The 21,267-nt window shown below is 63.4% G+C and carries 20 protein-coding genes; 10 read left to right on the top strand and 10 right to left on the bottom strand.

Annotated features, from left to right (window positions below):
* Positions 1–16: 16 nt before the first annotated feature.
* A complete protein-coding gene (locus X756_RS152945; RefSeq protein WP_023729723.1) occupies positions 17–1,045 on the top strand; it encodes a zinc-dependent alcohol dehydrogenase family protein in 1,029 nt (342 codons plus the stop codon).
* 257 nt (positions 1,046–1,302) lie between these two features.
* Here the strand turns inward: X756_RS152945 and X756_RS152950 are convergent, their stop codons facing one another.
* Complete coding sequence (locus X756_RS152950) at positions 1,303–2,412, bottom strand: TRAP transporter substrate-binding protein (protein WP_023725935.1); 1,110 nt, start codon at positions 2,410–2,412, stop codon at positions 1,303–1,305.
* A 294-nt stretch (positions 2,413–2,706) separates the two neighbouring features.
* Here X756_RS152950 and X756_RS152955 point away from each other — a divergent pair, with 294 nt between their 5' ends.
* Positions 2,707–3,480: a gamma-glutamyl-gamma-aminobutyrate hydrolase family protein gene (locus tag X756_RS152955; protein ID WP_023725934.1), complete on the top strand. Its 774-nt coding sequence runs from the start codon at positions 2,707–2,709 to the stop codon at positions 3,478–3,480.
* A 10-nt stretch (positions 3,481–3,490) separates the two neighbouring features.
* On the opposite strand, the gene X756_RS152960 is transcribed toward X756_RS152955, so the two are convergent.
* From X756_RS152960 to X756_RS152980, 5 genes are all read right to left on the bottom strand, one after another.
* Positions 3,491–3,901: a hypothetical protein gene (locus tag X756_RS152960; protein ID WP_023729722.1), complete on the bottom strand. Its 411-nt coding sequence runs from the start codon at positions 3,899–3,901 to the stop codon at positions 3,491–3,493.
* A gap of 81 nt (positions 3,902–3,982) precedes the next feature.
* On the bottom strand, positions 3,983–4,966 hold the full coding sequence (locus tag X756_RS152965; protein ID WP_023729721.1) for a 2-hydroxyacid dehydrogenase: 984 nt from the start codon (positions 4,964–4,966) through the stop codon (positions 3,983–3,985).
* Entirely contained in the window at positions 4,963–5,985 is a 1,023-nt protein-coding gene (locus tag X756_RS152970) for a LacI family DNA-binding transcriptional regulator (protein WP_023671355.1), read from the bottom strand. Before X756_RS152970 ends, X756_RS152965 begins: the two co-directional genes overlap by 4 nt.
* A gap of 65 nt (positions 5,986–6,050) precedes the next feature.
* On the bottom strand, positions 6,051–6,935 hold the full coding sequence (locus tag X756_RS152975; RefSeq protein WP_032999395.1) for a DMT family transporter: 885 nt from the start codon (positions 6,933–6,935) through the stop codon (positions 6,051–6,053).
* Between the two features lie 182 nt (positions 6,936–7,117).
* Entirely contained in the window at positions 7,118–8,059 is a 942-nt protein-coding gene (locus tag X756_RS152980) for a LysR family transcriptional regulator (protein WP_023729719.1), read from the bottom strand.
* Positions 8,060–8,187: 128 nt separating this feature from the next.
* Between X756_RS152980 and X756_RS152985 the strand changes: the two genes are divergently transcribed.
* On the top strand, positions 8,188–8,976 hold the full coding sequence (locus X756_RS152985) for an alpha/beta fold hydrolase (protein WP_023729718.1): 789 nt from the start codon (positions 8,188–8,190) through the stop codon (positions 8,974–8,976).
* Here X756_RS152985 and X756_RS152990 read toward each other — a convergent pair.
* The gene (locus X756_RS152990; protein ID WP_023729717.1) at positions 8,973–9,380 is read right to left on the bottom strand and encodes a DUF2000 family protein; all 408 of its coding nucleotides are present in this window, start codon (positions 9,378–9,380) and stop codon (positions 8,973–8,975) included. The genes X756_RS152985 and X756_RS152990 overlap by 4 nt on opposite strands.
* A 46-nt stretch (positions 9,381–9,426) precedes the next feature.
* Here X756_RS152990 and X756_RS152995 point away from each other — a divergent pair, with 46 nt between their 5' ends.
* Positions 9,427–10,290 carry an AraC family transcriptional regulator gene (locus tag X756_RS152995; RefSeq protein ID WP_023729716.1) on the top strand — a complete coding sequence of 288 codons (864 nt, stop codon included), beginning with the start codon at positions 9,427–9,429 and terminating at the stop codon, positions 10,288–10,290.
* 10 nt (positions 10,291–10,300) lie between these two features.
* Here the strand turns inward: X756_RS152995 and X756_RS153000 are convergent, their stop codons facing one another.
* Positions 10,301–10,771, bottom strand: coding sequence for a MarR family winged helix-turn-helix transcriptional regulator (locus tag X756_RS153000; protein ID WP_023729715.1), 471 nt, complete (start codon positions 10,769–10,771; stop codon positions 10,301–10,303).
* 421 nt (positions 10,772–11,192) lie between these two features.
* Between X756_RS153000 and X756_RS153005 the strand changes: the two genes are divergently transcribed.
* Both X756_RS153005 and X756_RS153010 read left to right on the top strand, forming a co-directional pair.
* Positions 11,193–12,245: a GTP-binding protein gene (locus X756_RS153005; protein WP_023729714.1), complete on the top strand. Its 1,053-nt coding sequence runs from the start codon at positions 11,193–11,195 to the stop codon at positions 12,243–12,245.
* A 249-nt stretch (positions 12,246–12,494) separates the two neighbouring features.
* Positions 12,495–13,469: a WD40 repeat domain-containing protein gene (locus tag X756_RS153010; RefSeq protein ID WP_023711331.1), complete on the top strand. Its 975-nt coding sequence runs from the start codon at positions 12,495–12,497 to the stop codon at positions 13,467–13,469.
* Position 13,470: 1 nt separating this feature from the next.
* Here the strand turns inward: X756_RS153010 and X756_RS01000000165430 are convergent, their stop codons facing one another.
* Positions 13,471–13,830 (bottom strand): hypothetical protein, encoded by a 360-nt coding sequence (locus tag X756_RS01000000165430; protein ID WP_245264500.1) that lies wholly within the window; start codon positions 13,828–13,830, stop codon positions 13,471–13,473.
* Positions 13,831–14,078: 248 nt separating this feature from the next.
* Here X756_RS01000000165430 and X756_RS153015 point away from each other — a divergent pair, with 248 nt between their 5' ends.
* The 4 genes from X756_RS153015 (at position 14,079) to X756_RS153030 (ending at position 19,707) form a co-directional block, all read left to right on the top strand.
* On the top strand, positions 14,079–15,461 hold the full coding sequence (locus X756_RS153015) for an aspartate aminotransferase family protein (RefSeq protein ID WP_023729713.1): 1,383 nt from the start codon (positions 14,079–14,081) through the stop codon (positions 15,459–15,461).
* Between the two features lie 35 nt (positions 15,462–15,496).
* Positions 15,497–16,882, top strand: a complete 1,386-nt coding sequence (locus tag X756_RS153020) for a glutamine synthetase family protein (RefSeq protein ID WP_023695949.1) — start codon at positions 15,497–15,499, stop codon at positions 16,880–16,882.
* A 117-nt stretch (positions 16,883–16,999) separates the two neighbouring features.
* Positions 17,000–18,235 carry a putative DNA modification/repair radical SAM protein gene (locus tag X756_RS153025; protein WP_023694722.1) on the top strand — a complete coding sequence of 412 codons (1,236 nt, stop codon included), beginning with the start codon at positions 17,000–17,002 and terminating at the stop codon, positions 18,233–18,235.
* Between the two features lie 2 nt (positions 18,236–18,237).
* Positions 18,238–19,707 carry a UdgX family uracil-DNA binding protein gene (locus tag X756_RS153030; RefSeq protein WP_023729712.1) on the top strand — a complete coding sequence of 490 codons (1,470 nt, stop codon included), beginning with the start codon at positions 18,238–18,240 and terminating at the stop codon, positions 19,705–19,707.
* 150 nt (positions 19,708–19,857) lie between these two features.
* On the opposite strand, the gene X756_RS153035 is transcribed toward X756_RS153030, so the two are convergent.
* On the bottom strand, positions 19,858–21,138 hold the full coding sequence (locus X756_RS153035) for a glycerate kinase (protein ID WP_023729711.1): 1,281 nt from the start codon (positions 21,136–21,138) through the stop codon (positions 19,858–19,860).
* Positions 21,139–21,267 lie beyond the last annotated feature (129 nt).

Raw genomic sequence — 21,267 nt, 5'->3', positions numbered from 1 at the left:
CCTGAGTGAGGATGTTATGAGAGCCGTGCGCCTGGAAGCCGTGGGCAGCATTGCGCTACGGGAGGTCGACAAGCCTGTTGCGGGACCGCAGGACGTTCTGGTGCGCGTCGAAGCCTGCGGCGTTTGCGGCACCGACCGTCACCTCCTCCACGGCGAATTCCCTTCGAGCCCGCCGGTGACGCTTGGTCACGAATTCTGCGGCATCGTCGAGGCTGTCGGCGACGCGGTTTCCGGCATCGCCATCGGTGACCGTGTTACCGGCGATCCCAACATCTTCTGCGGACGCTGCAGTCATTGTCGGGCCGGCCGGGTCAATTTGTGCAGCAATCTCAGGGCCATCGGCATCCATCGCGACGGCGGCTTCGCCGACTATGTCGTGATGCCGCAGAGCCAGGCCTTTCTTCTGCCTGCGAACCTCGAGCCAACGCATGGCGCCTTCTGCGAGCCGCTGGCCTGCTGCCTGCACGCTGTCGACCTCGCCGGAATCAGACCCGGCGCTGCCGTGGTGGTGCTTGGTGGCGGCGTCATCGGCCTGCTTACCGTGCAACTGGCGAGGCTCGCAGGAGCGGCGACCATCATCCTGTCGACGCGGCAGGCCTCCCGCCGTGCGCTCGCCGAAGAGCTCGGTGCAACGGCGACGGTCGACCCAAACGCGGTCGACCCGATCGAGGCGATCGCCGGCCCAACCGGCCTTGTGCCCGGCGGGGCCGACGTGGTGCTCGAATGCGCCGGTGTCCCCGATACCGTCGAACAATCGATGCGGCTGGCGAAGTCCGGCGGCACGGTGGTGATCGTCGGCGTGATGCCGCAAGGCGTGAAAGTGCCCTTCGAACCGTTCGACATCCTGTTTCGCGAACTGAAGGTTCTCGGCTCGTTCATCAACCCCTTCACCCACAGGCGGGCGGCGGACCTTGTCGCGTCCGGGGCAATCGAGATCGACAAGCTCATCTCCAGACAGGTCGGCCTGGACGGAGCCCCCTCGGTTATCTCCAACCCGGCCGCCCTCGGCGAGGTCAAGGTGTTGGTGGTGCCGGGCAGGGAATGAAGGGCAGCCTCAATCCTGCGACGTTGGCGATTGGCGAAACGACGATGACCGCGTCCCTCTCCCTGTCACTATACGGGGAGAGGATGCCGGCAGGCAGGTAAGGGGCAGCGTCAACGCTTGGATGGATAAGGTATAATTTCGGGCTCAAGGCGCCTACCAGGCCCAAGGCGATCAATCGCCGAAGTTTGCACCGCCCCTCATCCACCTGCCGGGACCTTCTCCCCGTATAGTGACGGGGAGAAGGGACAGATCCCAGCCTACAGTTTGCCGTTGCGCTGCTGGACCATCATGAAGGTGTCGTAATTGTACTCGGCCACCTGCGCCCACAGATAGTGCTCCTTGCGGAAGCCCTTGATCGAGTCCCAGATCTTCTTGAACGGTGCGTTGGTGGCTTCCATTTCGGTGTAGACCTCATTGGCCTTCTCGAAACAGGCGGCCATGATGTCCTGGCTGAACGGGCGCAATTTCGCGCCGCCGGCTACCAGCCGCTTGACTGCTGCAGGATTGAGGTAGTCGTATTTCTGCAGCATGTTGGCGTCCGCCGCGTGCGCGGCCGTGTGCACCAGCGACTTGTAGGCCGGCGAAAGCTCTTCGTACTTCGCCTTGTTGAACAGGAGATGGACGGTCGGGCCGCCTTCCCACCAGCCGGGATAGTAGTAATAGGGCGCGACCTTGTAGAAGCCGAGCTTCTCGTCGTCATAGGGGCCGACCCATTCGGCGGCGTCGATCGTGCCTTTTTCCAGCGCCGGATAGATGTCGCCACCGGCGATCTGCTGCGGTACGACGCCGAGCTTCGAGACCACTTTGCCGGCAAAGCCGCCGATGCGCATCTTGAGGCCGGAGAGATCGGCGACGGTGTTGATCTCCTTGCGGAACCAGCCGCCCATCTGCACGCCGGTGTTGCCGCCGGGCAGGCCGAACAGGCCTTGCGTGGCGAGAAACTCGTTGAACAGGTCGATGCCGCCGCCATGATAGTGCCAGGCATTCATGCCGCGCGCGTTGAGCGAGAACGGCACCGCCGCACCGAGCGCCCATGTCGGGTCCTTGCCCCAATAATAGTATGACACCGTGTGGCAGGCCTCGACGGTGCCGGCAGTGGTGGCGTCGGCGGCCTGCAGGCCGGGTACGAGTTCGCCGGAGGCGAAGACCTGGACCTGGAAATTGCCGTCCGTCGCCTCAGACAGCATCTTGGAGAAGACTTCGGCGCCGCCATAGATCGTATCGAGTGACTTGGGGAAAGATGACGCCAGCCGCCACGTCACTTTCGGATTGGACTGGGCGATTGCCGGTGCGGCTAGCGTCGCGGCAGCCGCCGCTGCGCCCACGCCGGTGACCCCGGCCTTGCGGATGAATGAACGACGATCCATGCAGAACCTCCCTTTTGGACCAACAAACCGACATCAGGGACGTCTCCTCACGCCCGGTATCGATTTGCCGAAACAATACACGGGCAAGGGGTCGAGTCCAGCATGGCAGCGGGATTTGACGGCGGCGCTGGCGACAAATCCGCGGGCCGGCCGGCCAGCGTGCAACTATAGTCTAACGTTCGCCGCGTGGCCCATGCGAGATGGCGAAACTTGCCATGGAAAAGCGCCTTCGGATCGCCTATTTTGCAGGCACAATAGATAATTCGCTTCGCTCCAAATGGAATCCGGACCCAAATGCACCAGCCGCTCGTCGCCATATCCACCGACGTCCGTCAGTTTGACAACTACACTTGGCATGCCGTCCCGCAGCAATATATCGAGGCAGCACTTTCCGGCGCCGGCGTGTTCCCGCTTTTGGTGCCGTCCTTCGGCGACCGGCTCGATTTCGACGAGCTGTTGTCCTCGGTCGATGGTGTCATGGTCACCGGCTCAAAGTCCAACGTGCATCCCTCGCTCTATGGCGGCGACGCCAGCGAGGCCAACGGCCCCTACGACCCGGCGCGCGATTCCACCACGCTGCCGTTGATCTGCAAGGCGATCGAGCGCGGCGTGCCGCTGCTTGCCATCTGCCGCGGCATCCAGGAGTTGAACGTGGCGCTAGGCGGCACGCTTGGCACCGAGATCCAGGAGCGCGAAGGTTCGCTGGACCATCGCGCGCCGGTGAGCGACAATCAGGACGAACGTTTCGCCATTCACCAGACCATTTCGATCAAGCCGGGCAGTTGCCTGGCCGGTGTATTCGGCGCCGGCGACATCAAGGTCAACTCGCTGCACCGCCAAGGCATCGACCGGCTCGGCTCGAAGCTGCAGGTCGAGGCGGTTGCCGGCGACGGCACGGTGGAGGCGGTTTCGGTGAAGGACGCCCGCGCCTTCGCCGTCGGCGTGCAATGGCACCCCGAATACTGGGTCAAGTCGGACGGCAACTCGGCCAAGATCTTCCGCGCCTTCGGCGATGCGGTGCGGCTGCATGCGGCGGCGAAGGCCGGTGCACGGGCGGCGGCGGAATAAATCCCGACGATCAATTGCCGGCGGATTGATCCAGTTCGCCGGTTGTCGCCAGCGAAAGCAGCGGCGTGGCCGGAGCGTAGGATTCGTAGCCGTCGCCATCCGCAACCGAGAAGGTGACGATCGGGTCGGTGCCGTCGGCGCTGAACGCGATTGTGCCGTCCTCGCCCTCTCGCCAGAATTTTGCCCGCTCGATCCCCGGCAGCAACCCGCGGCAACTCGGCGCCACGGTCAACAGCGACAGGCCATCGTCAATCGCGGCGCCGCGGCTAACCGCGCAGTCGCCTTCGTCGCCATTGGCGACCAGCCTGAAGGTGGTTGCCGGCCTTGCTTCATTGGCCGAACTTTCACTGCTGCCGCCGTGAAACAGCTGAAAGCCGGCGAAAAGTGCCGCTGCCGCAATCAATGCCGGAAGTTTCGTCATCTTGCACTCCGCGCCCCCCGGCGCAGACCACAATGATTCCAAAGCGTTAAGCCGACGTTAACGAGTGTGGCAGAGAGCCGCTCAGCTTCGTGGCTTGACTTGCGCCGTCTCAGGCACCGGGGTCAGTGGCCGGCGCTCGCTGAACCAGGATACCAGATTGTCGACGCACAGATCCGCCATGGCGCGGCGCGTGTGGTGCGAGGCCGAGCCGACATGGGGCAAAAGCGAGGTGTTGGGCGCCTCCAGCAAAGCCTTGGGCACATTCGGTTCATCGGCGAAAACATCGAGCCCGGCCGCGGCGATGGTGCCGTTGGCAAGCGCTGCGGCGAGGTCTGCCTCGTCGACCGTGCTGCCACGGCCGATGTTGACGAAAACGCCGTTGGCGCCAAGCGCCGCCAGGATTTCGGCATTGACCGCCTTCTCCGTGGAAGCGCCGCCCGGCACTACGGAAATCAGCGTATCGACCGCTTCGGCAAGGCCCTTCAGCGTCGGGTGGTATTCATAAGCCAGACCTTCGACCTTGCGCCTGTTGTGGTAGGCCACCGGCAGCCCGAACGCTTCCAGCCGGCGCGCAATGGCAAGGCCGATGCGGCCCATGCCGTAAATGCCGACATGCCGACCGCGCAAGGTCAGCCGGCTCAGGGGATAGTTGCCCTTCTTCACCCAACTGCCGTCGCGCAGCCATTTCTCGGCCTTGTAAAGTTCACGCACGGTGTTGAGCAAAAGGCCGATCGTGGTGTCGGCGACCTCCTCGGTCAAAACATCGGGGGTGTTGGTGACCATGATGTTTTTCTTGGCCGCATGGCCGGCATCGACCGAATCATAGCCGACGCCGAAGGAGGCGATGAGTTCGAGGTTGGGCAATGCATCCATCAATGCCGCATTGACGCCGGCGAAGGACGCAATGGCGCGCACGTCATGGCGCATCTCGTCGGTGACCAGGGCGGGATCGGCGCGCTCTATCTTGACCCGCTTGAAGGTGCGGTCGATGCGCTCGACCGCATGGTCGTTGAAATGTCCTGGCACCAGAACGGCGACGGTCTGCAACGCATCAGTCTTGGTCATGCACGCTCCACCGGCTTGCCGGTCGACTGGCGCACATGCAGTTCCGGCTTGATCAGTTCCTGTGACGGCCGTACCGCCTGTCCGTTCAGCTTGTCGAGCAGCGCGCTGGCGGCACGGCGGCCGACCTCTCGCTGGCCATTCCAGACTGTGGTGAGCGCCGGTGTCGCGATTGCCGCCTCCTCGAGATCGTCATAGCCGGTCACCGAGATGTCGGCGCCCGGCACCAGGCCGGCGCGGGCAATGCCGTTCATCAGGCCGATGGCGACCAGATCATTCCAGCAGCAAGCGGCGGTTGGCTTGTCTTTAAGCGCCAGAAACTGTCCAGCCGCCTCGAATCCGCCCTGCTTGGTGCGCGGCCCGGCGATGCGCCAGGACGGCCTGACCTCAAGCCCGGCGGCCTCCATGGCGTTGAGATAGCCCTGGTAGCGGTCGCGCCCGGTCGAGGTCTGGTCGGTGCCGCCGATCATGGCGATGCGCTTGTGCCCGAGCGAGATCAGATGATTGGTGGCAAGTGCCGTGCCATAGGCATCGTCGCCGCGAAACACCGGCACGTCGGCGCCTTCCACGCTGCGTGCGATCAGCACCGCCGGCAGGCCGTTTTCCTCGGCCATGACGATGTCAGAGGCCGGCGTGCCGATGGCCGGGGACATGATGACGCCGTCGGCGCCGAGTTGCAGCAGCGTATCGATGAAGGTGCGTTGCTTTTCCAGCTGGTCGTAGTGATTGGACAGGATGAAGGTCTGCCGGCTGCGGTCGAGTTCGCTCTCGATCGAGCGCAGGATCTCGGCGAAGAACGGGTTCATGATGTCATGCACGACGACGCCGACAATGCCCGAGCGCGAGGTGCGCAGTGAGGCGGCGCGGCGATTGTAGATATAACCGATGGCCCGCGCGTGCTCCTTGATGCGGTCACGCGTGGCGCCTGCGACCAGCGGGCTGTCGCGCAAGGCGAGGGAGACGGTGGCCGTGGAGACGCCAAGCGCATCCGCGATCGTCGAAAGCTTGATCTTTTGTGCCAGCCCTTGGCTCCCCGAGTTTTTTAAGTTTTTTAAATGCGGCGTTATGCCATCGGATTCGGAGCAAATCAAAGTTTTTTCGCCAGAGCCTCCGCCTCGACATCGACGGTCGTGCGATTGCGCAGCCGCAAACGGTGCTCGCGATGGATGATGTAAAGGCCGCTGGCGACGATGATGGCTGCACCCACCAGCGTCCAGCGGTCGGGGAACTGGTGGAAGATGATCCAGCCGGACAGGATCATCCAGACCATCTGCGAATAGGGGTACGGCGCCAGCGCCGTGGTGGTCGCCAGGCGGTAGGCCTGCACCAGCAGCCAGTGGCCGCCGGCGCCGAACACGCCCAGCATCACCAGTATGAACCAGTGCCAGCCATCCTGCGGCAGCCCATGCGAGAACGGCAGAATCGGCAGAAGCAGCACGGCCGGCGCCAGCGCCGAAAACAGGATCAGGCTTTCCGAGGTTTCGCTGGCTGACATCCGCCGCGTCATGATGACGTAAAAACTGTTCGACAGCATCGAGCCGAGCGCGAAAAGATGGCCGATGCCGAACACGCCGATGCCCGGCCTTGTAATGACGAGCACGCCGACAAAGCCCGACAGGATTGCCAGCCAGCGCCGCCAGCCGGCCCATTCACCAAGCAGCGGTCCGGCAAGGGCGGTGATCACCATCGGCCCGAAGAAGTAGATCGAGGTGGTCTCGGCCAGTTGAAGCGTTTTGAGCGCCATGACGTTGCACATCGTCGAGCCGAACAGCAGACCGCCGCGCAGGATGTGGGCCGGCAAATTGTTGGCGCGGAAGCGCGACGGCTCGCGCCAGCCGCGCAGGAAGACGCCGACAAGCAGGACATGGACGGTGAAGCGGGCCCAGGCGACGATCAGCGCCGAGACGCCGGCCAGCACCAGATATTTGCTCGATGTGTCGAGAAAGGTGAAAAAGACATAGGTGGACAGCATGAACAGCATCGCCGCGGGCGGCGTTGCGCTTTCGTCTGATCTTGCGGGAACGTTCAAATGTCAGGCCGGGCAGGGAGGATCAACGCTTAACCTTTGCGGCAATCTCCAGCGCCCGGCAAGCCAAAAGCGACTGGCACAACAGGCGTCTGAGACAGGTTCAGCGCAGGCCGATCCGATGCCAGCTAAGGCGCTTTGCGTTCCACTGCGACGTTCTGACATCCCGGTGCTTTGCCGTCGGATGCCACTTGCGCCTGGAGATGAAGCCACAACGCCTCGGCGACGGGTCCATGCGGTCGGTCGCGCCGGCGCACCGCCGCCAAGATCTCCGTCCGGCCGGGCAGATGTGCACCAGCGATCGAGATCAGCCTCCTATCCCGCAGTTCGTCCTCGATCAGCCATGCCGGCAGATGGCCCCAGGCCAGTCCGTGAAGGATCAGTTCCTTCTTCATCAGATGATCCGGCGCCGAGCACTGATGCGCACCGTCGATGAGGAAATAGCTCTCCGGCGATGGCCGCCGCGCCGTGTCGCGGATCACGCACTGGGTGAAGGGCCGCATCTGCTCCGGCGCAATCTCGCGGCCAGGCGCGAACGGAAGGAACCCAGGCGCCACCACCGGCACGAGGGGCACCGCGCAGAGATCGATCCGCTCGAGATGCGGATCGGAAGGATCCGCGCGATGGAAGATGAGGTCAGCCGAGCCTTCCATCAACCGTTCGAGCGGACCGCCGACCGCCTCGTACTCCAGGTGCAGGCGTGTCCCGGTGCGTTCGGCAAAGAAGCCGCTGAGCATACGCAGGATTTGCGGTCGCGGGCAGAGATCACCCATGACGACACGCAGGACCGTCTCCTCGCCGCTCGCCAACTGGCCCGCATAGGTTCGCAGATGGTCGAGCTCGCGCAATGTCAGCTGCGCTCGCGCGTGAAACTCGCGGCCCGCCTCCGTCAGCCCCACCCGATATCCGCTGCGGTCGAGAAGTGTGAGCCCGAGCAACTGCTCGAGGCGTGCGACAGCGGCGAAGACGGATGGATGCGATCGGTTCAAGGGGAGGGCGGCCGCCTGGAAGCTGCCCTCGCTTGCCACGGCGTCAAAGCACCGTAAGTCGTGGAGTTTCAGACCATTCATTATCGTAAAAACCTACTGAGATCGTCCAATCATAGTAATTTTCCTGGATAATTACGAGGCCTAGGGTGGCTCATTCAAAGGGCGGCGGGAGCATCGAACTCCTTTCGCCAGGGTGAGATGAGGACCAGATGACTGACACGCTTTATTTTACGACGGGCGACGGCTGCCGGATCGCCTATCAGCTGGCGGGGGCCGGCCCTGTGCTTGTGCTCTCGAATTCCATTGTGACGAACCTGCATATGTGGGACCGGCAGCTAGCGGAACTTGCCGGATCTTTCCGGGTGCTGCGCTATGATCTGCGCGGCCACGGCAGTTCCGATGCTCCGGCCGGAGCCTATTCGCTTGATCGGCTGGGCCGCGACGTCCTTGAGCTGCTGGATGCGCTTCAAATCGCCCGCGTGCATTTCTGCGGGCTGTCGCTGGGCGGCTTCGTAGGGCAGTGGCTGGGTATCCATGCCTCGGAGCGCATCGAGCGTCTCATCCTTTCCAACACCTCGCCGCATCTCGGGCCGGCTTCTTACTTTGATGAGCAGATCAGGACTGTCCTTGCAGCGAGCAACATGTCGGCCACCGCGGACATGTTCATGCACAACTGGTTTCCCGCCTCGATGCTTGCCGGCCCAAACGAAACCGTCGACGCGTTCCGCGCGATGGTCCTGGCGACGCCGCCCCAAGGTCTCGCGGGATGCTTCGCCGCCGTACGCGATTGCGATCTGCGCCGGACTGTCTCCCTCATTACCGCGCCCACCCTGGTGATCGGTGGAGAAGACGACAAGGTAACGCTGGCAAGCCACAGCGAGGCGATCGCAGCCAGCATCCCCGGCGCCACGCTTACACTGCTTCCGGGCGTCCATATGCTGAACGTCGAGCGGCCGACTGAATTCATGAGCGCCGTTACACGCTTCCTGCTGAATTAGGCGTGCATGCGGGCGCCCTTGGTGATCTTGTCGACGAGTTTCTTGTCGGCACGCAGCGCGATGCCGACGATCTTGGCGTCCTCAGGCCCGAACTCGGCGAAGACCGCGCGGTTGGCCGCATCGAAGCCGGTGGCAAACATCTCCTCGACATAGGCTGACCCCGTCACGCCCCGCTCCAGCGCCTTCCGGTGGATGGAGTTGAGCGTCGGCCCATCGGCCGAAAGCACGATGACCGGCTGGATCGACAGAGGATTATAAAGGTTGCCGGCGCGGTCGCGGTAGGGTTCGCCGATAATGGCGGGGAATTGCGCGACGATGCCGCTGGTCAGGAAGGCGGCGACGTTGAGCTTTTGCCAGACGGCGAGATCGTCCCGCAGCAAGATTGCAAATTTCGTATCGAACACCAAAATGAGGACTCCGGAGCACGCCCATGAAGGGCAGGGATAGGTGATGACGCACGATCTAGAAGGTGAGGCGACGCAGGGTCTTGAACGTTCGTGCGCGGATGAAGACCGGATCGTCTCGGCGCCTGTTACCGCTGGCATCGAGCGCATCGAGGCGCATTTCCATGGCAACGCCTTCGACCTGCACCGTCATGATACGCTTGCCGTCGGCGTGACGCTTTCCGGTGTGCAGCGCTTCCACTACAGGGGCACTGTCAACCACAGCCTGCCGGGCCAGGTTATCGTGCTGCATCCCGACGAAGTGCACGATGGCGGCGCCGGGACCGAGGATGGTCTGCGCTACCGGATCCTCTATCTGGAACCCTCACTGCTGCTCGACTGCCTCGACGGCGCGCCGCTGCCTTTCGTCAGGGATGCTGTGGTCAGCGATCCTGCCTTGCGTGGCACGCTGCTTTCGGCCCTGTCGCCGCTCGATGAGGAACTGGACGAGCTGTTCGTCGCCGATTTCGTTGCGGAGCTGGCGCAGCATCTGGGGCGTCATGCGGGACAGAAAGCAAAGCCGATGGGGAAGTCGGCCTCGCGTGCGGCAGCGCTGGCGCGCGGCTATCTCGAGGAGAATGCCGAGCGGTCCGTTCGTTCCGATGAGCTGGAAGCCGTCACCGGGCTCGACCGCTATGCGCTGTCACGCCATTTTCGCGCGACCTATTCCACCAGCCCGCATCGGTTCCTGCTGATGCGCCGGCTGCAAAAGGCAAGACGGATGATCGAGGTGGGCGAGCCGCTGGCCGAGATTGCCGTTGGCGCCGGCTTCAGCGACCAGAGCCATTTCAACAGGCATTTCAAGAAAGCATTCGGCCTGACGCCCGGCCGCTGGTCGGCGCTGGTGCGCGGGCCTTCGGTAGCCGCCTAGGTCAGGAAGATCAATCGTCGATGTCGCCATCGTCGTCGAAAAGCACCAGCTCCTCGTTTGACAAATTGGCCTCGATGCGGGCGAGTAGCTTGAACAGCGTCTTCTGTTCTTTCTTGTCGAGGCCCTTCAACGCCTGCTTCTCGGTCTTCTTCACCGACTTCTCGATGGCGTGGATGATCTCGCGGCCGGTGTCGGTGAGAAAGATATGCGCCTGGCGTGCATCCGCGGAAGAGGCGCGCTTTTCCAAAAAACCCTGGGCCTGCAGCCGGTTGATGGTCTTGGTGATGGTCGGCGGGCGCACGCCGAGGCGGCCGGCGAGATTGCCGGGCGTCTGGCCGTCCTCGCGGTCGAGCGTCAGCATGATCTGGTCCTGGCCGGCATAGAAGCCGTGCGCCAGAAGCCGCGCCGCCAGCGCGGTCCTTGCCAGCCTTGCCGCCGAATGCAGCCGGCTCATCGTTGCAGTCTTGTCCGCCTTGGCCATGGTGATCCCTCTTCGGCCGTACCGGTGCGTGCAGCATAGACGCAGCCGGCCGGTTGGCAATCGACGATCCAAAAGATTCCGGCTTTCGAAACAGCTTTGCCGGCAAGCATTTGTGGTGCTCGAAATGGTGATGCCAGATGTTTATTTCAGTTAGATGACAAACGAGTTTCCGCCAAGGCGATTGCAACGGTTTGACGCGGCGCGGCTCAGCACAGGTCAACGAAGAGGCGTTTCCGGCGACACGTTGATGGTCGGCATCCCTCGCACTCGGCCTCTCGGGTCTACCCATCCGCTTCGTCAATCCTGGGTCAAACACCCAGGCGGTTTGCCTCGTGCAAAAGGCCGGCACACATCCTATATCAGGCCAACAATCCCTTCTTGCGGCCCGCAATTCCGTGGCCCAGCCATTTCGAGGCAAGATATGAGCGAAGCACAGACGCAAATCCCCGTGACCGTTCTCACCGGCTATCTCGGCGCCGGCAAGACGACGCTGCTCAACCGCATCCTGTCGGAAAACCATGGCAAGCGTTATGCCGTCATCGTCAATGAATTCGGCGAGATCGGCATCGACAATGATTTGATCGTGGAATCCGACGAGGAAATCTACGAAATGAACAATGGCTGCGTCTGCTGCACGGTGCGCGGCGACCTGATCCGCGTCGTCGAAGGCCTGATGCGCCGTCCCGGCCGCTTCGACGCCATCGTCGTCGAGACCACCGGCCTCGCCGATCCTGTGCCGGTGGCGCAGACCTTCTTCATGGACGACGACGTGCGCTCCAAGACCAAACTCGACGCTGTCGTGGCTCTGGTCGACGCCAAGCACCTGCCGCTCAGGTTGAAGGATTCCAAGGAAGCCGAGGACCAGATCGCCTTCGCCGATGTCGTCGTGCTCAACAAGACCGACCTGGTGACGCCCGAAGAACTGGCCAAGGTCGAGGCCACCATCCGCGCCATCAACCCGGCGGCCAGGATCCACCGCACCACGCGCGCCGGCGTGGCGCTGTCCGAAGTGCTCGACCGCGGCGCCTTCGACCTGTCGCGCGCATTGGAAAACGCCCCGCATTTCCTTGAGGCGCACGATCATGATCACGACCACCATGATCACGACCACGATCACCACGACCATGATCACGACCATCATCATCACGGTCACGCGCATCCCTCCGACATCCATGACGTGACCGTGCAGTCGGTGTCGCTGCGCGGCGGCGAGATGGACCCGAAGAAATTCTTCCCGTGGATCGAGAAGATCACCCAGATGGAAGGTCCCAACATCCTGCGGCTGAAAGGCATCATCGCGCTCAAGGGCGACGACGAGCGCTATGTCATCCAAGGCGTGCACATGATCATCGAAGGCGACCACCAGCGCGCTTGGAAAGACGGCGAAAAGCATGAGAGCCGGCTGGTGTTCATCGGCCGCGAGCTTGACGCCGAACGGCTGAAGAAGAGCTTTGACGCCTGCCAGGCGGCTTGATTTCCGGACTCTATGGCGCTAGCGCTGCCCGCTCTTCCTTCTCCCCTTGTGGGAGAAGGTGGCCTCGCGAAGCGAGGTCGGATGAGGGGTGCTCCAGCTCGGCACCGACGGCGATCCGTTCAACACCCCTCATCCGTCTCGGCGCTGCGCGCCGATCCACCTTCTCCCACAAGGGGAGAAGGTTGACGCCAGGCCTGGCCGCCTCAGTGGCTTCCCGGGAGTGGTGACAGCTTCATTGGAATGGTCCTGATGCCCACAGTTGCTCCCCTCGACCTGGAAGGTCACTGCCTTGCCGCCGTCTTCCTCGACAACGTGCCGCATTTTGCGCTCGCCGATGGGACAGTTCATAGGCTCGACAACGGCCACAAGACAATTCAGGCCAATGACGGCCTGCTCTCCACGTTCCATGACGCCGCCAACGACCGCCTGATCACCGGCGGCGAGGACGGCAAGATTTTTGCCGTTGCCGCCGGCGGCAATGTCAGCGAACTCGCCAGCGCCGGCAAGAAGTGGATCACCAGCGTCGCCGCCGGGCCGCAAGGCGCTATCGCCTATGCCACAGGCAAGACTGCGTTCGTGCGCTTTGCCGACGGCAAGACCAAAGAGTTTGCCCATCCACGTTCGGTCGAGGGGCTGGCCTTCTCCCCCAAGGGCATGCGCTTCGGCGTCGCCCGCTACAATGGCGCGACGCTGCATTTCCCGGCCGCCGAGGGCAGACCGGTGGAGCTGGAATGGGCCGGCGCCCATACCGGCGTGACCTTCTCGCCGGATGGCGCCTTCCTCGTCACCACCATGCAGGAAAACGCGCTGCATGGTTGGAAGCTCGCCGACGGCAAGCACATGCGCATGACCGGCTATCCCGGCAAGGTCAAAAGCCTGTCGTGGAGCGTGAAGGGCAAGTGGCTGGCGAGTTCCGGCGCGCCGGCGGCGATCGTCTGGCCGTTTTCGGGCAAGGACGGCCCGATGGGCAAGGCGCCGCTGGAGCTCGGCACGCGCGGCAACGCCATGGTGACATCGGTTGCCTGCCATCCGAGCCAGGATGTCGTCGCCGTCGGCTATGATGACGGCATGGTCATGGCGGTGCGCTTTACCGATGCCAAAGAGGTGCTGTTGCGCCGCCCGGGCATGGGCGCCATCACCGCGATGATGTGGGACAAGGAAGAGCGCCGGGTCGCCTTCGGCAGTGCCGCCGGCGACTGCGGCGTCATCGATATCTCGGCGTGACCTATTCAGCTCCGCACGACACCTTGCCGGTCAATTCTTTCGGCTTGCCGTCCTGTTCCGTGTCGGCGGCGTTGTCGTAGACGGCAAGCGTGTACCGGCCGTCATAGACGCCCTCGTCACTGGTCTTGGTCAGGATCGTCAGTTCGACAGAGTTGAATTTATCTCCGAGCTGATGCTCGTGGTAGACGTTCAGCCGCAACTCCTTGTCGTCCAGCCAGTACTGGGTGAGGTCGGAATCCTCGAAGACGGTCTTGCGCAGACTGTCGCCTTCCGGCCGGCCAAGTATCTCGAGATCGCCGCGAAAATTGAAGGTCGGGCCGCCCATACCTCTGGTGACCCCGGCGCCGACCTCGAATTGCACCGCTTTGTCATCGACGGAACACCAGACGCCGCCCGATGCGGAAGCCGCAGCGGCCGACAAGAGTAGCGCAATAGCTCAGATGATCGTCCGCATTTTTCTCCCCAAACTACAGACCCGATCGCATTGGCGCCCGACTGCGCCGGAAGGTCAAGTCTGCCGAACTTGCTGCTGACCCAATGCAGCGCACCAACACGGCCAATTGCGGTTGCCGTCGCCAATTGGGTAGTGTGCCGGCCGAGAGGGATTTCATGTACAGCACGAACAGTTCAAAGGCGTCCATTGGCGGTATCAGCCGTGACCGCATCGCTGCATTGCGGACAAGCGAGGCGAACACCTTCCGCAAGGCGCGGCCGAAATCGCAGGCCAAGGTCGGTAACGGCCTGCCAGGCTTCTTCGGCGGTGTGCCGATGCACTGGATGAACGACTGGCCGACGCCATTCCCGATCCTGGTCGAAAGCGCCAAGGGCGCCGCCATCACGGATATCGACGGCAACAGGCTGGACCATTTCTGCCTCGGCGACACCGGTTCGATGTTCGGCCATTCGCCGCCGCCGGTGGCGCGCGCCATCCGCCGCCAGGCCGGGCGCGGCCTGACCTATATGCTGCCTTCGGAGGATGCGCTGGCCATCGGGCCGCTGCTCACACAGCGTTTCGGTCTGCCGTTCTGGCAGATCGCCACCAGCGCCACCGACGCCAACCGCTTCGCGCTGCGTGTTGCCCGCGCTATCACCGGTCGGGAAAAGATCCTGGTCTTCAACGGCTGCTATCACGGCTCGGTCGACGAGACGATGGTCCGGCTGGTCGACGGCAAAGCTGTCAACCGGCCGGGCCTGGCGGGCGAATTCCGCGACCTGACCAGGACGGCGAAGGTCATCGAATTCAACGATGTTGCTGCACTGGAAGCGGCGCTCGCCGACCGCGATGTCGCCTGCGTCATCGCCGAGCCGGTGCTGACAAATTCCTGCATGGTGCTGCCCGATCCGGGTTTTCACGACGCCTTGCGCAAACTGACGCGCGCGGCCGGAACGCTGCTGCTGATCGACGAGACCCACACCATCTCGACCGGCCCAGGGGGCTACACCAGAAAATTCGGGCTGCAGCCCGACCTTTTCGTGCTGGGCAAGCCGATCGCCGGTGGCGTGCCGGCAAGCGTGTGGGGCATGAGCGACGAGGTCGCCTCGCGCTATGCCGACTACAACCGAACCAAGGAGCCGGGCTATTCCGGCATGGGCACGACGCTGTCGGCGAACCCGCTGCAGTTCGCAGCCATGCGCGCAACGCTCGAAGAGGTGATGACGCAGGAGAATTATGCCCGGATGGATCGCCTCGCCCTGCGGCTCGATGCCGGGCTGACCGGCGTCATCGATCGCTACAATCTGCCCTGGCATGTCGCCCGCGTCGGCGCCCGCGTCGAGTTCATCTGCGCCCCTGGCCCGCTCAGGAACGGCGCCGAAGCCGAGACTGCCCATGCGCCGGAGCTTGAGGCGGCTATCCATGTCGCGCTGGTCAACCAGGGCGTGCTGATCGCGCCCTTTCACAACATGATGCTGATCTCACCGGCCACCACCGGCGCCCAGGTCAACCGGCTGATCACCGCCTTCGCCACGGTTGCGGCAAGGCTGACGGCATGAGACAAGCTGCCAAGCCAAACTCGAGTACACTAATCATGACTTCACCTTCGGGCTCGACGCCCGCCGAGGCGCAAGCCTTTCTCGACGCCCATCCCGAAATCGAAGCCTTCGATATCGTCTTGACCGACGCCAACGGGGTCGGCCGCGGCAAGATCGTGCGCCGGCATGAGCTGAAAAGCATCTTCGAGGGCGGCCGCCACATGCCGATCTCGATCCTCGGCCTCGACATCACCGGCGAGGATGTTCACGAAACCGGGCTGATCTGGACGACCGGCGATGGCGACCTCAGGGCCTGGCCGATCCCCGGCACCCTGGTGCCGCTTTACGGCACGAACCCGCCGCGCGGCCAGTTGCTGATGGCGATGTACCATCTCGAGGGACAGCCTATGTCGTCGGACCCACGGCTGGCGCTGGCCAGGCAGGTCGACATCTTGGCGGCCAAGGGCCTCTATCCCGCCGGCGCCTTCGAACTCGAATTTTTCCTGCTTGCCAATGAGCGTGACGCCGACGGCAAGGTAAAGCCGGCGGACGCCGTGCTCGACGGCCGCCGCTCGGCCAAGACGGAAGTCTATTCCGTCGACCATCTGCACGGCATGGAGCCGCTGTTTTCCGACATCTATGCCGCGGCCAAGGCGCAAGGCATTCCGGCCGAAACGGTGATTTCCGAATACGCGCCCGGCCAGTACGAGCTGACGCTGAACTATCGCAAGGATGTCATGCGGGCGGCCGACGACCTCGTCATGTTGAAGCGGCTGGTGCGGGCGCAGGCGCGCCGCCATGGTGTCACCGCCTGCTTCATGGCCAAGCCGATCGAAAAATACGCCGGCTCCGGCATGCATTTCCATGTTTCGTTGCAGGACAAGAACGGCCGCAACGTTTTTGCCGAGGCTGGCGGCGAAAGCTGGTCGCTGCCGCTGCTGCAGGGGCTCGGCGGGCTGATCCAGACCATGGCCGAATCGATGCTGGTGTTTGCGCCGCACGCCAATTCCTGGCGGCGCTTCGTCTCGCAGTCCTATGCGCCGGTGGCGCCGACCTGGGGCGTCAACAACCGTTCGGTGGCGCTGCGCATCCCGGCGGGCGACGCCAAGAACCGGCGCATCGAGCACCGGCCGTCGGGTGTCGACGCCAATCCCTACCTGATCGCGGCAACGGTGCTGGCCGGCATCATCAAGGGTCTGGATGAAGGCCTCGACCCCGGCCCCGAAACCACTGGGAATGGCTATGAAGCCGCCATCACGCGCACGACCATGCCGGTCGACTGGCGCGCTGCGATCGAGGCGGCGCGGGCATCGAGCTTCCTGAAAGAGGCGCTTGGCGAGGATCTGCATCGCACCTTCGTGGCGATCAAGCAGTCGGAGTATCTGCGCGTCGCCCGCACCGTCAGCGAGCTGGATTACCACCTCTACCTCCACGAGGTCTGAGAGAGCCTGGAACTCGGGCAGTCGTCCTGCTAGCCCGACGATCAGGCGGCGATTACTTTTTCGCCGCCTGCATCAAATGACGTGGCGCTGCAGCCTTCAAGAACATATCATGAACGGATGAGCGCACCCACCGTCCGTGAAAAGCTGGCAATCCTGTCTGACGCCGCCAAATACGATGCTTCCTGCGCCTCGTCCGGCTCGGCGAAGAAGGATTCGCTCCAATCCGGCGGTATCGGCTCCACAGAAGGCATGGGCATCTGCCATTCCTATGCGCCGGATGGCCGCTGCATTTCGCTCCTGAAAATCCTGCTCACCAATTTCTGCATTTACGATTGCAGCTACTGCATCAACCGCTCGTCATCGAATGTGCGCCGCGCCCGCTTTAGCATCGACGAGGTGGTGAAGCTGACCATGGATTTCTACCGGCGCAACTACATCGAGGGCCTCTTCCTGTCCTCAGGAGTCATCCGCTCCCCGGATGAGACCATGGCCGAAATGGTGGAAGTGGCGCGGCGGCTGCGGCTGGACGAAAAATTCTCCGGCTATATTCATCTGAAGACCATTCCGGAAAGCTCGGCCGAACTGGTCGAGCAGGCCGGGCTCTACGCCGATCGGCTGTCTATCAACGTCGAACTGCCGACCGATGAAGGCGTCAAGAAACTGGCGCCGGAGAAGAAGCCGGAAACGATCCGGCTTTCCATGGCGAACCTGCGCCGGAAGATGGAGGAAAAAGCCGAGCCGACGCTGAGGACCAAGAAGCGCGAACGCTTTGCGCCCGGAGGTCAGTCGACGCAGATGATTGTCGGCGCCGACAAAACATCCGACGACGGCATTTTGCACACCAGCGCGCGGCTCTATGGCAGCTATCACCTGCGGCGCGTCTATTATTCCGCCTTCAGCCCGATCCCGGATTCGTCATCGTCGCTGCCGCTGCAAAAACCGCCGCTGATGCGCGAGCACCGGCTCTATCAGGCCGACTGGCTGATGCGTTTCTACGGCTTTTCGCAGCCGGAAATCCTCGCCGGCAGCAGCGACGGCATGCTCGATCTCGCCATTGACCCCAAGCTCGCCTGGGCTTTGCGCAATCGGGCGAGGTTTCCCGTCGACATCAACCGCGCCGACCGCGAAGCGCTGCTGCGGGTTCCGGGTCTGGGCACCAAGGTGGTGGCGAAGATCCTTGAAACCCGCCGCCACCGACGCATGCGGCTGGAAGATGTCGGACGGATCTGCCATTCGATCGCCAAGCTGAGGCCCTTCATCATCGCCGAAGGCTGGTCGCCGGGCGGACTCACCGACAAGACAGGCCTGCGCGACACGATCGTAAAGTCCTGCGAACAACTGTCGCTGTTTTGACCATGCAGCCGGCTCAGCTCGACCTTGCCCGATACACTGTCCGGCTAGCGAGCCAGACCGATTTCGCCGGTTGGCGCGATGCGGCACGGCGTCTGGCGCTGAATGAGGTCCGGCCTGAGGATATTAGTTGGGGTGTCGGGTCCGACGCCAATGATCCTCAAGATGCCTTGCCGGCGGTGCCAGAGGGCGCGCAGCTTACCGTCCCCCGCGAGTTCATCGCCCATGCCGAAACCGCCTTCTGCCACTCCGACCCCGGCCGGTTTGCCTTTCTCTACTGGATGCTTTGGCGCCTGCGCACCGAGCCGAAACTGCTGGCGATCGCATCCGATCCCGACACCAGGCGGCTCGAAGCCATGGAAAAGGCGGTGCGGCGCGACAGCCATAAGATGCATGCCTTCGTACGCTTCCGGAAGATCGGCGACGGCGAGAACGAGCGCTACGTCGCCTGGTTCGAGCCGGAGCATTTCATTGTCGAGCGCAACGCGGATTTCTTCGTCCGGCGGTTCACCGGCATGCGCTGGACCATCCTGACGCCCTATGCCTCCGCCGACTGGAACGGCGAAAGGCTGGCGATCGGGCCGGGTGCGGCCAAGGGCGATGCACCCGATCAGGACGACACCGAGGCGTTGTGGCTGACCTATTTCGAAAACATCTTCAACCCGGCGCGGCTCAAGGTGAAGGCGATGCAGAAGGAGATGCCGAAGAAATATTGGCGGAACCTTCCCGAGGCCTCGCTCATTCCAGATCTGATCGCAGGAGCGGACGAGGCCGCCAGGGATATGATTGCCAGACTGCCGACAACGCCGGCGCCGCACCACGCCAAGCTGCAGGCAAGACATTGGCCGAAGCCCGAGCCGGCCGAGGCGCCGGATGAAGACGATGCCAAGACGATTTCCGATTTGCGCGAGGCTGCAAAGGGTTGTCGTCGCTGCCCGCTCTGGCGCGACGCGACACAGACCGTGTTCGGCGAGGGGCCGGATGACGCCAAAGTGGTCTTCGTCGGCGAACAACCTGGCGATCAGGAAGATCTCGCCGGCAAACCTTTTGTCGGGCCAGCGGGCAAAGTGTTCGGTGCGATTCTCGATGACGCAGGCGTCGACCGGCAAAAAGTCTACGTCACCAACGCCGTCAAGCACTTCAAGTTCGAGCCGCGCGGCAAGCGCCGCATCCACTCGAAGCCAAATACCAGCGAAGTCCAGGCCTGCCGCTGGTGGATCGGCCGGGAGCTTGAGCTGATCAAGCCGGACCTCGCCGTGGCGCTTGGGGCAACGGCGGCGTTGTCGCTGCTGGGCAAGGCCATTGCCGTGACGAAAATGCGCGGCCAGTTGATCGAACGCGAGGATGGCTTGCGCGTGTTCATCACCATCCACCCGTCCTTTATCCTGCGCATTCACGAGCCGACGGACAAGGAGGCTGAGCGCGAGCGGTTCCTAAAGGATATGAAAGAGGTGAAGCGGCTGATGGGGTCGTGAGATGAGCGAAAGCCTCAGCGACATCGTCATCCGCGGGCGGAACAAGGAGCTTCGCTCCTGCTTCGCCCAGGGATGACGAAGCTGAGTGGCTTCAGCCAATCACCTACGGTCGTGAATCCAACGTTGGAAACTTCGGCCGCCACGGCCGAATTAACTGATCAGGATTGCCCTCAGATCATTCACATTCGTACCCGTCGGCCCCGGCACGAACAGATCGCCGATCGCGTTGAACGCCGTCCAGGCATTGTTGCCGGCCAGCATCGCCTTGGCGTCGACGCCGGCGGCACGCATGCGCGAGACGGTCGAGCCATCGGCAAAGGCGCCGGCATTGTCTTCCGAGCCATCGATGCCGTCGGTATCGGCGGCCAGTGCATGAATACCTTCCGCGCCGCTGATGCCGATGGCAAAGGCGAGCAGGAATTCGGAGTTGCGGCCGCCCTTGCCCCTTTTTTCGTCAACAGGGGCCCGCAAGGTCACGGTCGTCTCGCCGCCGGACAGGATCAGCACCGGCTTTTTGAACGGCCGGTTGCGCGTCGCCACTTCGCGCGCAATGGCTGCATGCACGCCACCGACCTCGCGCGCCTCGCCCTCGATGGAATCGGAGAGGATGACGGCTTCGATGCCCTGCCGTTTTGCCTCAGCGGCTGCCGCTTCCAGCGACACGCCAGCCGAGGCGATCAGGTGCACTTCATTGCGTGAAAAGCGCTGGTCATCCAGATCTGGCGCATCGGCCTCTGGCGAGTTGATGTGCGCCATGACGGCGTCGGGCAGCTTCATGCCATAGGCCGCTATCGAGGCCAGCGCATCGGCGCGGTTGCCGGAGTCGGGCACGGTCGGGCCGGAGGCCACCAGGGCCGGGTTGTCGCCGGGAATGTCAGAGACAACCAGTGATACCAGTTTGGCCGGCCAGGCGGCAGCTGCCAGCCGGCCGCCCTTGATGGTTGAGACATGCTTGCGGATGGTGTTCATCGCCGCGATCGGCGCGCCGGAGGCAAGCAGCGCCTCGTTGACGGCGATTTCGTCGGCGAGCGTCAGGCCGGCGGCAGGCGACGGCAGTAGCGCCGATCCTCCGCCCGATATCAGCGCCACTACCAGGTCGTCCGCAGTCAGCCCTTGCACCTTTTCGAGCAGGCGCCGCGACGCCTCAAGACCGGCAGCGTCCGGCACCGGATGTGCCGCCTCGATGATTTCGATGCGCTCGCATTTGGCGCCATAGCCGTAACGGGTGACGACCAGCCCTTCGATTGGGCCATCCCACACCTTCTCGAACGCGGCGGCCATCTGCGCCGAGCCCTTGCCGGCGCCGATGACGATGGTGCGGCCCTTCGGCTTGGCCGGAAGGTGATCCCTGATCGTTCGTTCCGGATCGGCAGCGGCAACGGCGGCATTGAAGATCGAGATGAGAAAGGATTTTGGGTCGAGCACGGTCATAATTGGCCGCCATCCGCGGTTTGCGAGCTTCCGAAAAGCCGGCGCCGCCCCTCACCCTTACCCTCTCCCCGTATAGAGACGGGGAGAGGGGTTCGCCGGCGTTGGGGTGCTTCTCTTCTCCCCGTCACT

It is taken from the genome of Mesorhizobium sp. LNJC405B00 (assembly GCF_000502615.1).
In the GTDB taxonomy this organism is placed as follows: Bacteria; Pseudomonadota; Alphaproteobacteria; order Rhizobiales; family Rhizobiaceae; genus Mesorhizobium.
Note: the sequence above shows the minus strand (reverse complement) of the source record. Positions and strands in the feature narration are given on the sequence as shown.

Coding starts and splice junctions, on each gene's coding strand:
- X756_RS152995 (WP_023729716.1), top strand. CDS start 9,427: ATGACGCACGATCTAGAAGGTGAGGCGACGCAGGGTCTTGAACGTTCG.
- X756_RS153020 (WP_023695949.1), top strand. CDS start 15,497: ATGACTTCACCTTCGGGCTCGACGCCCGCCGAGGCGCAAGCCTTTCTC.
- X756_RS152945 (WP_023729723.1), top strand. CDS start 17: ATGAGAGCCGTGCGCCTGGAAGCCGTGGGCAGCATTGCGCTACGGGAG.
- X756_RS152975 (WP_032999395.1), bottom strand. CDS start 6,935: ATGCTGTCCACCTATGTCTTTTTCACCTTTCTCGACACATCGAGCAAA.
- X756_RS152985 (WP_023729718.1), top strand. CDS start 8,188: ATGACTGACACGCTTTATTTTACGACGGGCGACGGCTGCCGGATCGCC.
- X756_RS153035 (WP_023729711.1), bottom strand. CDS start 21,138: ATGACCGTGCTCGACCCAAAATCCTTTCTCATCTCGATCTTCAATGCC.
- X756_RS152950 (WP_023725935.1), bottom strand. CDS start 2,412: ATGGATCGTCGTTCATTCATCCGCAAGGCCGGGGTCACCGGCGTGGGC.
- X756_RS152960 (WP_023729722.1), bottom strand. CDS start 3,901: ATGACGAAACTTCCGGCATTGATTGCGGCAGCGGCACTTTTCGCCGGC.
- X756_RS153010 (WP_023711331.1), top strand. CDS start 12,495: ATGCCCACAGTTGCTCCCCTCGACCTGGAAGGTCACTGCCTTGCCGCC.
- X756_RS153005 (WP_023729714.1), top strand. CDS start 11,193: ATGAGCGAAGCACAGACGCAAATCCCCGTGACCGTTCTCACCGGCTAT.
- X756_RS152955 (WP_023725934.1), top strand. CDS start 2,707: ATGCACCAGCCGCTCGTCGCCATATCCACCGACGTCCGTCAGTTTGAC.
- X756_RS153025 (WP_023694722.1), top strand. CDS start 17,000: ATGAGCGCACCCACCGTCCGTGAAAAGCTGGCAATCCTGTCTGACGCC.
- X756_RS153030 (WP_023729712.1), top strand. CDS start 18,238: ATGCAGCCGGCTCAGCTCGACCTTGCCCGATACACTGTCCGGCTAGCG.
- X756_RS152980 (WP_023729719.1), bottom strand. CDS start 8,059: ATGAATGGTCTGAAACTCCACGACTTACGGTGCTTTGACGCCGTGGCA.
- X756_RS153015 (WP_023729713.1), top strand. CDS start 14,079: ATGTACAGCACGAACAGTTCAAAGGCGTCCATTGGCGGTATCAGCCGT.
- X756_RS152965 (WP_023729721.1), bottom strand. CDS start 4,966: ATGACCAAGACTGATGCGTTGCAGACCGTCGCCGTTCTGGTGCCAGGA.
- X756_RS153000 (WP_023729715.1), bottom strand. CDS start 10,771: ATGGCCAAGGCGGACAAGACTGCAACGATGAGCCGGCTGCATTCGGCG.